The organism is Niabella drilacis, from assembly GCF_900101395.1.
Taxonomy (GTDB): Bacteria; Bacteroidota; Bacteroidia; order Chitinophagales; family Chitinophagaceae; genus Niabella; species Niabella drilacis.
In genome coordinates this window covers 14,683-30,932 of record NZ_FMZO01000023.1, presented here as the reverse complement: position 1 = coordinate 30,932, position 16,250 = coordinate 14,683, and the positions used below count along the sequence as shown (strand labels likewise).

Below are 16,250 nucleotides of genomic sequence, written 5' to 3'. Positions count from 1 at the left end.
CCGGGCCTGTTGTATGGTAAACTTCAGGCACCGGGTCCCGGCTTCCGGATATTAAACCGGCAATGCTACACTTTAAACGATATTCCGTCATATTTAACGATCTTCAGCGGCACACCCTTATACCCCGGTTGTCCTGTACGGCTATCTACTTCCTGTTGCCTCCATTGCTTATTCGCTGCGCAATGCCTTAACAGGACTTGCCGCCGCTGCCTTCAGCGTTTGCGACACAATTGTAAACAGGCCTGCTGCCAGCAGGAACAGGAAGCACAACAATACACTCCCGATCCCGAATGAGCCGCGCAAAACGAAATTCTGCATAAATAATCGCGCCAAAACCCAGCCAACCGGCATTGATATAAGGCCTGCAACAAGGAGCAACTTTACGAAGCTTTTTGACAAAACATGAACGATCTGCGCATTGCTGGCGCCTGTTACTTTACGCACACCTATTTCCTTCCGCTTTATTTCTACAGTGTATACGACCAGCCCTAACAGGCCCAGGGTAGCCACGGATAAAGCAATGAAGCCTAAAAAGCCCAGCAGGGAAATGGTTGCAGCCTGCGAATTTCCGGCATCCAGGTCCTCACTCAGCCATGAGAAAGTAACAGGCTGGCCCGGATCCAGCACCTGCAATGCGCCCTGTACCTTTGAAGCAATCTCCTTTCTGTCTGCCGCCGCCGTTTGGATGTATAAATAGCGGTTCGCCGGTGGGTTGCTCCGGATCGCCAGCGGGAATATGGGTTTTCCCATATTTTCGTAATTGAAGTCCTTCAGTACGCCCCTCACCTCGAGCTGCGTGGTATCATTGATCCAGAGTTTTTGTCCCACAGCTTTCCCCGGATCTGTAAAACCATAGGCAACCGCCGCCTTTCTATTCAATAAGATATAATGCTCTTGATCCTCGCCGGCCGCCGGAGGAAAATTAGTACCGGCAATAAAAGCCAGTTTCATATCTTTTAGAAACCGGTCTCCCGCATAATAATAATTCAGATTGATCGCATGATCCCGGTCGCTGAGCCATATGGGGTCGTTCATGCCGCCAAACCTCGCCGAAAATTTCATCGAAGCTGCTGAAACAGATTTCACCCCCGGTACCGAAGCCACCCGTTGCGAAGCAACCCCCTCCTTCAACCCATTCAGCGGTACTATTAACACGCCCTCCCGTTTGAAGCCGGGATCCGACTTTGACAGAAAGGAGAACTGTTTATAAAAAGCGAAAAGAAAAATAATAAATACCAGGGAGAGGGCGTACTGAAAAACGATCAGCGCCCGCTGCAGGCTTACATTACCCAGTATCCGGGCTGTTCCAATATTCTTTAACACCCGCAACGGTGTAAACGAAGACAGGATCCAGGCAGGGAATATGCCGGCAATGGTTCCTGCCACTATCGCGTACAGCAGGGATACAATAAAAAAGCGGGAACTAAAGCGGAACGAGGCGGGGATCATTTCATAGCTATCATTGAAGGGCTGGTACCGGAGTATTACCGACAGGATCACAAATGCAAACAGGAGTGCCAGCAGGGAAAGCAGTACGGCCTCCCATACATACTGTAGAAAAACATGATAGCGCCGGGCCCCGGAAATTTTGCGCATGCCTACTTCTTTGGCCCTTGTGAGCCCCCGGGCAATGGTAAGATTGGTATAGTTAAAACAGGCTGCCAGCAGGATCAGCAGCCCCAGTCCCATAGAAAAATAAAGCTTCCCCCAGGATGTGCCTCTTGCGTTGTCATTGCCCAGGTAAGCCTGCCCCGGTGATATTTTATTTAATGACTGGATCCCGAGCGCACAACTGCCATCCCTATTCCCGCGGTTCAGCACCCCGGCTATGGCATTCAGCTGCGATTGAAGAACCGCCTTTTTGGCGCCCGGCTTTAATAATATATAGGTATAAGCAGCATTGAATGCATACCAGGCGGCCGATTTTTCTGCCAGCAGCCCGTCTTTCTCCATTTGTGCCACCGTGCTGTAAGAGCCATATACGGCATAGTCCAGATGCGATTTGCCGGGCGGTGTTTCCAAAACACCGGTTATGGTATAATTCACCCCATTGGCCATCTTTATGGTTTTGCCGACAACCTCTGTTTTTCCAAAAAAATTAAGCGCTGTTGCTTTGCTCATTACAATGGTATTAGGCTGCTGCAGCGCTGAAACAGGGTTTCCTTCGTTAAAACGGAAACCAAAAATGCTGAAAAAAGAGGGATGAACGAATACGCCATCGATATAAAGCTCTTTTCCGTTTGCCGTGGCTACGCCACCCAGTGCGGGATATACCGTTGTAACGGCAGCAACGGTACTGCTGTCTTTTTGCAATGCATCTGCCAGTGGCAGCGGAGTACTTGCCATGGCCCAGTGTTCCCCGTTACGCTTTGTATAGTCGGAAAGCACCCGGTATGTGCTGCCGGGGTGAGGATGAAACCGGTCATAGCCAAGCGCATCCTGCACAATGACCATCACCATCAATCCTACCGACATGCTCAGGCCCAACCCAAAAACGTTAATAAAGGTGGTGAGCTTATTCCGAAACAGGCTGCGCCAGGCTGTTTTAAAATAATTTTTGAACATACTACAATTTTCAGTTTATTATCCAGATCCCGTATCCGACATTTAAAACTTACCTATAAACGATGCCCTGCTGACGCCCTCCTATGAACAGGATCCCCTTCACAAGACAGACAGCCGCCGGAACCCATCAACACATTTGCACATTACTACTCGCTCCGCAATGCTTTGGCCGGGTTGGCAATCGCCGCTTTTATAGTCTGAAAGCTCAAAGTAACTCCTGCAATAACAAAAGCAACCCCGCCCGAAACCATAAACATCCACCAGCGGATATGGACGCGATAGGCGAAATCGCCCAGCCATTTGTTCATCACAAGCCACGCCACAGGAATAGCGATCACTAAAGCAATAATCACCAACTTCAGCAGCCCCGTTGATAACAGCCGAACCAAACCAATACCCGAAGCGCCCAGCACTTTGCGGATACCGATCTCTTTTACCCGCTGGGCTGTTGTAAACGTGATCAATCCCAACAGGCCCAAACAGGCGATACCAATGGTAACGATCGTAAAAAGCAGCAGCACTTTCCCCTGCTTCTCTTCCGACTGATACTGCTTTCTAAAATTCCGATCCAGGAAATTGTACTCAAAAGGCGATATGGCATCAAATTTTCTAAATACATTTCCAATAAAACCGGTAGTGGCCGCAATATCCTGCCGGCTAACACGCACATACACATTCGTTTTCTCATTTGCGCCGGCCGGCAGGTGCATAACCAGCGGCTCAATTTTGTGCTGCAGGGAATACGTATGAAAGTCGCTGGTAACACCGATGATCCTTTTAACCACCGGTTTTCCGGATGCATCTCTACCCATTTGTATCCCTTTGCCAATGGCATTTTTCCAACCCGTTTTCTTAACAAAGGCGGCATTCACCAGCAGGGTGTTGCTATCCGTAAGCATTGCCTCATTAAAATTCCGCCCCTGCAGCAGCCGTATGCGCATTGTGGGGATATAATGTTCATCAATAGCCAGCCCATAGGCCAGTGTCATATTCTGATCAATAGCCCCATCTTCTGTCTCCACGTTAAAAGAGCCCATTCCGATATTATTATTTCCAATAGGGCTACCGGAAAATGCCACTTCTTCTATCCTGCTATCTGCTAATAAACTGTTTCGGAACTCCTTACTTTTTAAACGCATATTTTCATCATCCGAACGGAAGGTGAGCACCTGGTTTTTATCAAATCCCAGATCTTTATGAGTCATATAGCGAAGCTGGCAGTACACGACCAGGGTAGCCACAATCATCACCACAGTTATAGTAAACTGAAATACCACCAGCGTTTTACGAAACAATGCCTGAAGAGGCTGTTTGCCTATTTGATTCTTCAAGGCAGGAACAGGTTTGAAACCAGACAAAAACAACGCAGGATACAAACCTCCTGTAGCGCCAAGTACTGCTGCAAACAATAAGAGTGCTGCAACGGTTTGGAGCGGGCCAAAATGCCAGAACTGCAGGCTTTTACCAGCCAGCTGGTTAAACACAGGCATAAAAGCTCCTGCCAGCAGGGCACTTAATAAGGTAGCCCCAATCGTTATCGTAACCGATTCTGCCAGAAAGAGACAAACCAGATCTTTCCGCCCCGAACCAATCACCTTCCGCACGGCAATCTCCCGCAATCTTACAGAAGCACGGGCCGTAGTAATGTTGATATAGTTGATGACTGCGACGGACAAAATCAGCAAGGCTACAATGCAGAAAATATAAATAAACTTCATGCTCCGGTTTGCGCCCAGTTCATACCCTACATTTGAATGCAAATGAATGGATGTAAGTGGTTGTAATTCCAAATCATATTTTATATCAAGCCCCTTGCTGTAAAGATATTTTTTTACAAACCCCGGTAATTTCTCCTGCAAAGCAGCACCCTCCTTTTTGTCCCTCAGTACACCATAAGTATAAAGATAAAAATTGGACCAGTCCGGGTTAAAATCAGCCGGGAAAGAACGGATGGCACTAAAGGTAAAATGCGAATTCTCGGGAACATCTTCAACAACACCTGTTACCTGTTCGGGCTGTTTATTTTGGAAATAAACAATTTTATTCAGCGCCGCGTCAACCGTGCCAAAAAGACGCACAGCCATTTTCCTGGTAAGCACAATGGATTGGGGTTTCAGTAATGCTGAATAAGGATCTCCCGCCAGGAACGGAAAACTGAATACCGAAAAAAAGTTACTGTCGGCAAAAAAAACATCGTCTGCTCTTAAATGTTTTTGCGCGTAGGTAATCAGCCCGCCGGCAGTGGGATCCAGACGAACTGTCGCCTCTATCTCAGGATAGTCCTTTTTAAGCGCTGCCGCCATAGGACCGGAAGTGCCCGTAATATCAAAGCTTCCGCCATCCCATTTACCATGTGATACCAGCCTGAAAATACGATCTGATTTTGCGTGATACCGGTCGTAACTCAGTTCATCTGCCACAAAAAGCATAATGAGCCAGAAGGCCGCCAATGCAAAAGCCAGGCCGGTAACATTAATAACGGAAAAGGTCCTGTTCCGGAGCAGGTTTCGCAAAGCCGTTTTAAAATATTTTTTGAACATACCGCAATTTCTGATTTACGATTTCTGATTCGGCACCTGAGGCCCGGGATCCCACGCCCTATTTTCATCCCCACAGTCAGGGGGCCCCATCAACACATTTGCCCATTTTCCTTATTCGCTCCGCAACGACTTCACCGGGTTGGCCATCGCAGCCTTGATGGTTTGTGTGCCTACTGTTATTAATGCTACCAGTAGCGTCATTAATGCCCCACCCAGGAACATCCACCAGGAAATGGTGATACGATATGTAAAATGCTGCAGCCATGCTCCCATTATAAGGGAGGCCAGCGGCACCGAAACCACACTGGCAATCATTACCATTACCAGGAAACTTTTTGAAAGTAAGGTTGCAATACCGGCAACGCTGCCGCCCAGTATCTTTCGTACGCCAATCTCCTTTACCTTTAACCGCAGCAGGATCGTTATAAGCCCAAGCATACCAATGGCCGCTATAAATATGGTTATAAAACCAGCGTACTGAGTCATTTTCAAAATACTGTCAAGCATCTGGTATTGTTTGCTTACCCGGTCGCTGATAAAATCATAATTGAAAGCACGCTTGCCCGGCATTTCCTTAAATTCCTTTTCCAGCATGGACAATACAGGCTGTGCTTTCCCCTTTGCAATATTTAAACTCAGAAAAGCGGCCCCTTCCAAAGCCTGTTTTCCGGTATAATAATGGATCAGCGGCTCCACTTTGCCGGGGAAATTCTGAAATACAAAATCATTGGTAACACCGATGATGGTATAAGACGGGCCACCTGACTTCGGGATAATCTGCCGGCCGACAGCATTCGTCCACCCGAAGGCTTTTTCTGCTGCCTTATTGATAATTACATTGCGGGTCTCTATTGAATCTGCAGCGCTATTATCAAACGGCCGGCCTTCAGATACGGGGATATCGTATGTCTGAAAATACCCGGCATCTGCTCCACCCTGAAACATCCATACTTCCTTTTGGGCAGACCGGTCAACAAAAGCATTGGTATTATACCCATAGGCGGTAGGTATAAACCGGTTAACGGAGAATGATTTAACATCCGCATGATTCCGGAGCTTATTCAGGATTACGTTAAACCGCGACGAAGCTGTTTTAGGATCTTTGAACGCCAGGTCAAGGTCAACAACGGCCACATCCCCTTTATTGAATCCCAATGAACCTGCTTTCATATAATTTAACTGGCGTGCAAGTATGATAGCAACATAGATAATAATAACAGACAGGAGGAACTGTAGGGTAATAAATATATTCCGCACATAAGCGGTTCTCCCGCCGCCGGAAACGATCTTCCCCTTCACCGCATCACTGATCTTCAGGCTCAGCATGCGTATGGCCGGCAATACCGCAACAATAGCTGCAATTACGAAAGCCAGCAACAGGAAGAGCAGTACCAGCGGATAATCCCGGTTCAGAGAGAATTCCATATCCCCGAACCGTGCGCCAAAAGTACTGTTAATGAACGGTACCAGCAGGAAATAAGAAAAGAGGACCGCCAATGCCAGGGAAACAAATACCACCAGGAGGTTTTCGGTAAAAAATTGTACTATAATACCTCTTTTTGAGCCTCCCACAATCTTTTTTACCGCTACCTCTTTTGCCCTTCGGTATAAATTACCCGCATTCAGATTGATCAGATTTACTACCAGGATCGTTAATATGAAAAGAATGGTACCAAGGCTTCCTGTTACAACAGATTTGCCTACTTCATCGGCATTGTCGGCGAAGTGCCGGCTAAAAGGTCTTATGATCACTTGCTCCCACTGCCGTTCCTTTGAATAGTTGAGCCGTACGATCTTATTGATAGCAGTTTCCAACGCCATCATATCTGTGCCGGGTCTTATGCGAAGATAATTCACTGCAAAGCCATTATACCAGTTTACATTATCTTTAAACCCGGGGCTGTCTTCCAGGAAGGCAGTGGTCAGCAATACACCCGGCTTTATCGATGTATTACCGGGGATATGCTGTAGCACGCCTGTTACTGTAAGCAGCGTGGTGTCATCCGCCGCAATCGTTTTTCCCAGCGGATTTTCATTGCCAAACAATTTCTCAGCATTCTCCTCACTCAGAACAATACTGAATTTGCCCGCCAGGGCGGATTCCCTGTTGCCATATTTTAGCGGGAAGGGAAACACTTTAAGAAAAGCGGTATCCACAAAAGCAGTCGTATTGTCCTGTATCTCATGCTGCCCATTTTTTAACCAGGGCTGGTACCATTGCTGGTAATGGGAGGCCGCAACCACCTGTGGGCAGGTTTTTACAATTTCACCAAGCAAGGGATAGGTCGTCTGCATACCGCCCAACCCACCTTCCTTTGGAACAGACCGGAGGTAATACATATTATCCCGGTGAGCAAACTGGCTGTCGGCCGTCTTAAACTGGTATACCATTGCCGCCAGTACCATTACCGTGGAAAACCCGAGCACCAGGGCGGTGACGCTGATTCCGGTGGTAAGTTTATTTTTTTTAAACTGGCGCCACGCTGTTTTTAAATAATTCCTGATCATAATTTTGAGATTTGAGCGGCTCAACCGGGAATTGAGCTGTCTGCATTCAGGTTGCTGCCGTCATCATTCCGCTACACCCCACCTGTCATTCCTTACTGGCTATTTCCCAATTTCCGCATTTTCTACACCAGGATATTCTCCGTTACCGTATGTCCATCCAGCATACGGATGATGCGATGGCTGTAACGGGCGTCATGCTCGCTGTGCGTTACCATCACAATGGTAGTACCGGCTTCATTGAGGTCGGTAAGCATCTGCATAACCTCATTCCCGTTACTGCTGTCGAGGTTACCGGTAGGTTCATCCGCAAGGATCAATTTGGGTTTATTCACTACGGCTCTGGCAACGGCCACACGTTGTTGCTGCCCGCCCGATAACTGCTGCGGGAAGTGATTGCGCCGGTGCATGATCTGTACTTTTTCCAGCACTTCATCTACCCGGGCCTTACGTTCCGACTTCTTGACACCCGCATACATCAGCGGCAGTTCTACGTTCTCAAAAACGGTCAGTTCATCAATCAGGTTAAAACTCTGGAACACAAACCCGATGTTCTTTTTGCGCATATCAGCACGCTTGCGCTCGTTAAATTTGGCTACCTCAACACCATTGAATAAAAAGCTGCCTGCATCAGGATCATCCAGCAGCCCGAGTATGTTGAGCAGTGTAGATTTTCCGCAACCGGAAGGGCCCATTACAGCAACAAACTCTCCTTCTTTTACCTGAAAGGAAAGGTCATTCAATGCTACAGTTTCCACTTCTTCGGTGCGATAGATCTTTTCGAGATTGGTTATTTTGATCATATATAGAATTGGGGGTTGAGAATCGAGCTATCAGGCATCAGCTTTCAGCTATCAGATTTTACACGAATCTGTATAATTAAACTATTTTTTATATCTACTTACTATTAACACTATCAATAACGACCCTATGAGCGCTTTTGCAAAACTTGCTATTTGGCAAAGGAATCATCAGCTCACCTTAGCCATCTACCGCATTACTAAAATTTTCCCAGGGAACAAAATATGGCATTGACTTATCAAATAAGAAAAGCGGCCTATTCTATTCCTACGAACATCGCAGAAGGCTGTGGCAGGAGAACAGTTCCACAATTCAAAAACTTCCTCGATATAGCCGCAGGCTCCGCTACCGAAATTCATTACCAACTTATTCTTTCCAAAGATCTTTCCTATATTACCCCTACGCCTGCCGAAAGCTTAATCCGGGGGGCATCGAAATAAAAAAAATGATTCAAGGGTTCATGGATCAACTTTAAACAACCGGTTGCTGAAAACTGATAGCTGATCGCTACTTCTTCAATACCAGTTCCTGCATATCTCCATAATTTTCATAACTGCTGGTTACCACTTTATCCCCGGGTTTAAGACCTTTGAGCACTTCATAGTAATCCGGGTTCTGACGTCCCAGCTGCACTTCCGCCTTATAGGCCGTTTTCCCGTCATCACTCAGTTTGAATACCCAGTTTCCGCCGGTTTGCTGATAGAACCCGCCCTTTGCCAGCAGGATCGCCGTGGTTTCATCACTCAGCGCCAGGCTTATGGAAAGGGTTTGCCCCCGGCGGATGTCCTTAGGTACGGCACCTGTAAATTCCATGTCTACCTGGAACCGGCCACTGGTAACCTGGGTATATACTTTTTTAACCCGCAGCTCGTAGTTCCTGCCGGCTATCGTTACATCCCCGGTGAGGCCGTTGAAAACGCGGGAAATATAATGCTCATCTATATCCACCCGCACTTTATACCCGCTCAGCACGTCGATCTGCCCCAGGCGCTCGCCCTTGTTTTTCGATTGGCCGATCTCTGCATCCAGCGAGGTCAGCTGCCCGTCTACAGGAGCACGCAGTACCAGGTCGCCCACCTTCCGGCTGTACAGGCTCAGGGCCTTTTGAGAATTATTGAAAGACTGACTGGCCTGTTTGGTTTGTAACTGGTTCGACTCGGCATCCTGTTTGGTGATCCGCTCGGCAAGATCTCTTTTTTTGAGCCTGTAGTTATAATCCAATTCCGTTTTCCGGAACTCCTGCTCGCCGATGGCCTTATTTTCATACAGGTACCTGTTCAGCTTGTATAACCGCTCTGCCTCTTTCAACTGGCTTTCGGCATCCGTCATCTGGTTCAGGTTATTCACCGTATTCTGCTGGGCCGTTGCCTTGGCCAGCTGTACCTGCGCCAGGGTAGTATACACTGAAGACTGCTGGCCGATGAGGTTAAGCTCAAGATCGGTATTGCTCAATCGCAATATCGGTTCTCCTTTTTTCATCATGGCCCCGTCTTCCACAAATTTTTCTTCAACCCTTCCTCCTTCCATGGCATCGAGGTAAATCGTACTGATGGGCAGCACCACGCCGTTTACCGGTATGTATTCCTTAAAAGCAGCCTTTTTAACCTCGCTAACCGTTATGCGCTCCATATCCACATTCAACTTACTTTTGCCACCGGCCATTACAATGCTGAATATAATTAACAAAGCCAGTGCCGCGATACCAGCGATGGACCATATCCGTTTCTTGTTCCAGAATTTTTTCTCTATGACTCTGTCCACTTGCTCTTTTTTTGTTTTGATAACTATTTGATCCCGTATTTAACATCGAAACGCCCGGACGCTTTATTTCCTATAAAGGTTACCGAATATCGCCGGTTAGCAGGCAGCACCAGGCTATCTGACAGTACCTGGTCTACCTGTGCGTCAACAATCGTTTTATCAGCAGAGCGGATCATCATTTTCAGCGTTCCGCTTTTACGTTGCACCGTGTAATGTACAAAACCGCTGTCGCTTCCCGGCAAATTCATTTCAAAACGCTGTCTGCCGTTCAGCCTGCCAAAATCAGCATAGGTATGGCCGGGTTGATCTGCTCCCTCCCAGTTATTGGTATACCCTGCCGGAAAACCCGCCCGGCAGCTCCCCAATAACAGCATTCCATACAAATACGTTGTCTTCATCTTCTTTTGTCAATTAAAAACAATACAGCAAAACATTCAACAATATGCCAATTTAATAAACACCTAACAACCAACATATTGTACCGGCAACCCTTATTTTCTTGTCCGCTATCGCACAAAAGCTGTCCGGTTTTGATACAATCCGGATCCAGGTGAGGAACAACGCCTTGCCCCTCAGTATTGTTGCGTAAAGCAGGAATCATGATGCCGTAAAATACCCGGTTAACAGCTGAACCTGTTATTCATCCCTCTTTATACACCAATAGCCCTTCCATCACTTTCAATTTCAAAAAAATAAATTTCAGCGGTATAAAGTTGGTGCTTTTGCACACCCGTTCATTTTTTTGATCCCTGATGACTCCTTCTGATCCCATCTGATCTCATCTGACTGCCAATGACCTCAAAAAGCATGTTTTCTGTATCGGTTCTGTATCCTTTGTATATCGTTTGTATATCCTTCCTGTATCCTTTCTGTATCCTTCGTATATCCCTCCTCTATCACTCCGGAAGGCCTCAGATCGGAAAAAAAGGGAGCCGGTAAGACTACCCGCTCCGTATTATACATGAGAAATGTCGGAAGATAAAAAACGATACACCGGGGGCGCTTACAGATCGCCCCTTTTGTATTTTTTTAATGAAACAATATTGCCACCCGCATTCACCACCAGGTTTAGCAAGTGGGTTTTATCCTTTAAGGTGATATAGTAAACCACCTGGTCATTGGCGCTTAGTTCAGAAACGCTGCTGATTTCCTCTTTGTCAAATTTCTTTTTCAGACCGTAACGGATCGAAGCGGGCAGGTTTTCCTCCCCGTAATAGCGGATCGTCCGGACCAGCTGTCCGCTGTTGTCAATAACAGCACGTACCCTGATATTGTTGATGCTGAAGCTGGCTTCGTTATTGTCTTTTTCCGAGCGCCAGGTAACATGCTGTGCATTGGCGAAAACCATTTCAAAAGTTTTCTGTACTTTTTCGTTTACAACCGGGTTGCTGTTTACAGCCGCTGCGCTGAGCGATACAAAGACGGCGATGATCCCTGCTAATTTTTTCATTGTTCTATGTTTTAAAAAATTTATAATGCTTCTTTTTTTCATTTACACTGTATGGCAACAGCGTGCCACAATATCAAAAAGCTATGTATCAACATTTTACACTTATCACAATTTCCAGTCCTGCGTAAAAGCGAACACCAAACGTCTGTTTTTGATACAGCTGTAAAAATTTCAGCAATGAATATTTGTAGTACGGAGGACTATCCTCATTTTTGTACCGGTTATGGTATTAAGAGATGCATCCATATTGATCGTAGACGACGATCCTGATGTGCTGACAGCAGCAAGGCTCCTGTTAAAATCGCAGGTAAAAGAAGTATTCACGGAAAAGAACCCCGAGAACCTGCGTTCCGTTTTTTCCAAAAAAGACTTTGACCTGGTATTGATGGACATGAACTTTAACAGCAGCATCAATACCGGCAATGAAGGTTTATACTGGCTGCGGAAGATCCGGGAGCTGGGGTCAAAAGCATCGATCATTATGATCACTGCCTACGGCGATATCGACCTGGCCGTACGTTCATTGAAAGAAGGCGCATCGGATTTTATGCTGAAACCCTGGCAAAACGACCAGCTGATCCAGAATATAAAAGAGCTGCTGAAAAAGAGAACCGGCAGGCCTGCCGTGCCGGCAACGGCTAAAGATGCCGGCGGCCTGCTGGGCCACTCGGAGGCCATGCAGGATGTGCTGAAGAAAATTGAAAAGATCGCCCCCACGGATGCCAATATCCTGGTGCTGGGTGAAAATGGGACGGGGAAAGACCTGGTAGCGCAGGCTATTCACCAGCAATCGCTGCGCGTGCAGCGCCCGTTTATAAAAACGGATGTGGGGTCTCTGACGGAAAGTCTTTTTGAAAGTGAGCTCTTTGGCCACACAAAAGGAGCTTTTACCGATGCGCGGGAAGAACGCGCCGGCCGCTTTGAGGCAGCCAGCAGCGGTACGCTGTTCCTGGACGAGATCGGCAACATTACCCTGCATCAGCAGGCGCGCCTGCTGACCGTACTTCAAAACAGGCAGGTAACCAAGCTGGGATCGCACCAGCCGATCCCAATCGATATCCGGCTGATCTGCGCCACCAATGTGCCGCTTGAGGAGCTGGCCAATGAAAAGCGTTTCCGTAAGGATCTTATTTACCGCATCAATACCGTGGAGATCATCCTGCCGCCGCTGCGGAAAAGAACGGGCGACATTGAGCTGCTGGCCCGGCACTTTGTAAAACAATACAAGGAAAAATATTTTAAGCCCAACCTGGAGCTGGATAAAAGAACGATCGACAAACTCAATCACTATCACTTTCCCGGTAATGTGCGGGAGCTGCAATACGCCATTGAGCGCGCCGTGATCATGAGCGACGGAGAACAGCTGCTGCCCGGTGATATTGTGTTCTCGCCCATCGAAAGCCGGGAAGTGGAACTGGCAAAAGCCCCGGAGTCCATCAACCTGAATACGCTGGAACGCAACGCCATCCTGCTGGCGATCGAAAAAAACAATGGCAACATCACAAAAGCTGCTAAAGAGCTGGGGCTTACCCGAACCGCCCTTTACCGCAGGCTGAATAAATATGATATTGAATAAAAAAAGAACCGGGCTGCTCCTGCAGATCCTGCTGCTGCTTTTTTTAACGGCAGTGATTGCATGGTGCTGTGTGCGCAGGGAGTGGTGGTGGGGCGTTGCCTGTTTCCCTCTCTGGTTCTATGTGCTGACCCGCATTATCGGGTCCGCAGAGAAAACGGATAAGATCATCCTCGAATTTGTAGAAGCCGTTAAATACAACGACTTCAGCAAAAATTACAATACGGCTTCCGCCAGTGGCGACATGAAGAAACTGCTTGCCGGCCTGAATTCCATCAACGACCGCTTTAAGACGGTTAATAAAGAAAGGAAGGCAGAGAATATCTACCTGCAAACCATCCTGGAGCTGACGGGGATCGGCATCCTCTCCTTTGATCATACAACCGGGCTGATCCGCTGGATGAATGAAGCATTCAAAAAAATGACCGACATCCCCTATTTTAAAAATATACAGGCCCTTGAAAAACGGAACCCGGAATTCCTGAAACTGCTGCTGAACATGGAAACCGGGCAAACGAATGTCTTCACCTTTAAAAAAGGCATGCTGGATGAAAAGCTGCTTATCGGCGCCACCCTATTTGCGACCGATGGCAGAACGGATAAACTGATCTCCCTGCAAAGTATTAAAGGCACACTGGATGAAACCGAATCCGTAGCCTGGCAAAAGCTGCTGAACGTGATGACCCATGAGATCATGAACTCCGTAGCCCCGATCTCATCCCTGGCCGATACCCTGAAGAACCAGCTGGAGCCCAGGGAACCCGATGCGGGGCCTGCGCCCATCGACCCGGAAGACCTGAAACTGGGGCTGGAAACGATCCGGAAGAGAAGCGAAGGACTGCAGCGCTTCGCCATCACTTACCGCAACCTCAACAAGATCACCAAACCGGTTTTTAAAAAAGTGCTGGTCAGCGATATTTTTGAAAACCTCCAGAACCTGATGCAGCCTACGCTGGACCAGAAACATATTGAGCTGGACGTTATTTTAAAGGATCCGTTCCTGAGCGTTCAGGCCGATGTCAGCCTGATAGAGCAGGTCCTGATCAACCTGATGACGAATGCCATCGAAGCGGTACGGATGCAAGCCACACCGCAGATCACACTTTCGGCGTTCAGCGAAGGCGACCGTCCCTATATTAAAATTGCCGACAACGGCGTGGGGATTCCCAGCAATATTGCGGACCAGATCTTTATCCCTTTTTTCAGTACCCGTAAAAATGGCAACGGCATTGGCCTTAGCCTTTGTAAACAGATCATGATCCTGCATAAAGGCAGCATCCAGGTAAAAAGCAAGGAAGGCGAAGGAACCGTGTTCCTGCTTTATTTTTAAGGGGCTGTTATCAGTTTTCAGCCGTCAGTCTTCAGCCCGATTTCACACACGATGCCCATTTCCAAATTTTCAAATTCCTCCCCCTCACAACATCCCCAGTATCTTTTTCGAATGTCCTTTGAACCGGTAACCAAGAGTAAGCGAAACTTCGTCATCCATAGTGTTGAGCTTTCGCACAATAAGATGGGTTTGAGAGGCCTGGATGCTGCCATTGATATAAGCGTAAAAGACCGGACCGCTATATCCTGCATTTACCCAGGCCTGCAGGTTCAGCATGGGTTGCACCGAGCGTGCATTGTTCAATTCCCGGAGACCGCCAATGCCCCCGATAACCGCAGGTGATACGATCCATGCTCCCCTGTTAAATACCCAGTTGTAATTATACCCGCCCCCGGCCACCAGGCTGATCCATTGGGGATCGGAGGCCAGCAACCGGTACGTGACCGAATCGCGGATCAGCGCGCGGGAGGGGGTTTTCCAGTTGATCTGTTGCCACTGCGGGATCATATTAAAAATAAACCCGCCGGCCGGCCGCAGCTGCCGTTCCGCAAAAGAAAGTCCTGCACGGTAGGTATAATGTTCCGTATTGGTAAAGTAATACGTACGCACGCCGGCCCGGAAGAGCTGCATCCCGCGAAACGAATCGAAGCGGGGATGCCGTTTTGCCGTCCGTAACAGCAGCCCGTCATACCCGTCAAAAAAAGGATAGAAGCTCACGCGGGGCCGGTTATACCGGAAAGAAAAAGAAGCATGCTTCAGCCGGATGCCCTTTGCCAGTTCCGTACCGGGAATGCCCCAGGCATACTGAAAGGACAACCATTTATAATTGATAAAAAAACCGGTATAGGCGTTGCTATTGGCCGTAAGCCGGAATGCCGCCGGCCTTTTCCCATAGCCCTCAAAACTAAAGCGGGTGGTATAGTAGCCGGGATATGCTTCAATGGTATTTTCGCGGTCAAACCCGGCTATAAAAGCCGTGTCCCGCCGCACCTGGGCCTGTGCAATGCCGGCTGTTATCAGCAGCCAGCATAAAACGGCATACCGGTAAACAGGTTTCATCAGAAATAGCCGGCAACAATTTTCACAAGTCCGGCCGTATCACCGCCAAAGTGATGACCGCCTTTTAAAACAACCGCTTTAAAGCTGCCGGATTTTACCGCGGATACCGGAAAATCCTTATCATCGCCCGGCAGGACGGCTACGATCCGCTGGCCGGCCGCCCGGTTGATCTCAGCTACCACATCCATGCTTCTTTTTTTGGCACTGCCCCACATATCGGACACACGGATCACAAAATCCGTGGTAGGCGAAGGCGCCAGCAGTATCGTACGCAACAGGTGCGTTTTAACTGTATTGCCCAGCCGGTTCAGGATAAAGGGTGTTACATCGGCTCCAAACGAATACCCAATGATCAGCCATTGCCGGTTCTGCCGGTTTTTCAATACGCCATCCACGTAAGCCGTCAGCTCCGCAGTTACCTGCTCCGGTGTTCTTTTATTCCAGAAATAAGACCTGGAATTGATCGCCGTTACTGTGTACCCTGCCTGGTTGATCCCTTTACAAAAATCATTGGTAAAACTGTTCAACCCACCGTCGCCGCTTATATAAAGTACCAGCGGCATTTTATCATTGCCCTGCCAGTTTTTCAACGGCAGGTCCGCCGCACCGGCCGCCCCTGTATACAGGGACAGGAGCATTCCGCAAAAAAAACAGATTCCTTTCATA

12 protein-coding genes are annotated in these 16,250 nt (G+C 48.0%); 3 read left to right on the top strand and 9 right to left on the bottom strand.

Going from position 1 to position 16,250, the window contains the following annotated elements:
• Positions 1-168: 168 nt before the first annotated feature.
• The 4 genes from BLS44_RS23825 to BLS44_RS23810 form a co-directional block, all read right to left on the bottom strand.
• A complete protein-coding gene (locus BLS44_RS23825) occupies positions 169-2,565 on the bottom strand; it encodes an ABC transporter permease (protein ID WP_090393169.1) in 2,397 nt (798 codons plus the stop codon).
• A 146-nt stretch (positions 2,566-2,711) separates the two neighbouring features.
• Positions 2,712-5,105, bottom strand: a complete 2,394-nt coding sequence (locus tag BLS44_RS23820; protein WP_090393166.1) for an ABC transporter permease — start codon at positions 5,103-5,105, stop codon at positions 2,712-2,714.
• A gap of 111 nt (positions 5,106-5,216) precedes the next feature.
• Positions 5,217-7,613, bottom strand: a complete 2,397-nt coding sequence (locus tag BLS44_RS23815; RefSeq protein ID WP_090393164.1) for an ABC transporter permease — start codon at positions 7,611-7,613, stop codon at positions 5,217-5,219.
• Positions 7,614-7,735: 122 nt separating this feature from the next.
• Complete coding sequence (locus BLS44_RS23810; RefSeq protein ID WP_090393162.1) at positions 7,736-8,413, bottom strand: ABC transporter ATP-binding protein; 678 nt, start codon at positions 8,411-8,413, stop codon at positions 7,736-7,738.
• A gap of 222 nt (positions 8,414-8,635) precedes the next feature.
• On the opposite strand from BLS44_RS23810, the gene BLS44_RS23805 reads away from it, so the two are divergent.
• Entirely contained in the window at positions 8,636-8,851 is a 216-nt protein-coding gene (locus tag BLS44_RS23805) for a four helix bundle protein (RefSeq protein WP_090393160.1), read from the top strand.
• A gap of 67 nt (positions 8,852-8,918) precedes the next feature.
• On the opposite strand, the gene BLS44_RS23800 is transcribed toward BLS44_RS23805, so the two are convergent.
• The 3 genes from BLS44_RS23800 to BLS44_RS23790 form a co-directional block, all read right to left on the bottom strand.
• Positions 8,919-10,172 carry an efflux RND transporter periplasmic adaptor subunit gene (locus BLS44_RS23800; RefSeq protein WP_090393159.1) on the bottom strand — a complete coding sequence of 418 codons (1,254 nt, stop codon included), beginning with the start codon at positions 10,170-10,172 and terminating at the stop codon, positions 8,919-8,921.
• 23 nt (positions 10,173-10,195) lie between these two features.
• Positions 10,196-10,570: a hypothetical protein gene (locus BLS44_RS23795; protein WP_143019910.1), complete on the bottom strand. Its 375-nt coding sequence runs from the start codon at positions 10,568-10,570 to the stop codon at positions 10,196-10,198.
• A gap of 605 nt (positions 10,571-11,175) precedes the next feature.
• Complete coding sequence (locus BLS44_RS23790) at positions 11,176-11,622, bottom strand: hypothetical protein (RefSeq protein WP_143019909.1); 447 nt, start codon at positions 11,620-11,622, stop codon at positions 11,176-11,178.
• Between the two features lie 223 nt (positions 11,623-11,845).
• On the opposite strand from BLS44_RS23790, the gene BLS44_RS23785 reads away from it, so the two are divergent.
• A complete protein-coding gene (locus BLS44_RS23785) occupies positions 11,846-13,198 on the top strand; it encodes a sigma-54-dependent transcriptional regulator (RefSeq protein WP_090393153.1) in 1,353 nt (450 codons plus the stop codon).
• Positions 13,185-14,525 carry a sensor histidine kinase gene (locus BLS44_RS23780; protein ID WP_090393150.1) on the top strand — a complete coding sequence of 447 codons (1,341 nt, stop codon included), beginning with the start codon at positions 13,185-13,187 and terminating at the stop codon, positions 14,523-14,525. Before BLS44_RS23785 ends, BLS44_RS23780 begins: the two co-directional genes overlap by 14 nt.
• 84 nt (positions 14,526-14,609) lie before the next feature.
• Here BLS44_RS23780 and BLS44_RS23775 read toward each other — a convergent pair whose 3' ends face one another.
• Positions 14,610-15,584: a DUF4421 family protein gene (locus tag BLS44_RS23775; RefSeq protein ID WP_090393148.1), complete on the bottom strand. Its 975-nt coding sequence runs from the start codon at positions 15,582-15,584 to the stop codon at positions 14,610-14,612.
• Complete coding sequence (locus tag BLS44_RS23770; protein WP_090393146.1) at positions 15,584-16,249, bottom strand: AcvB/VirJ family lysyl-phosphatidylglycerol hydrolase; 666 nt, start codon at positions 16,247-16,249, stop codon at positions 15,584-15,586. The genes BLS44_RS23775 and BLS44_RS23770 overlap by 1 nt, the downstream gene beginning before the upstream one ends.
• Position 16,250: the final 1 nt, after the last annotated feature.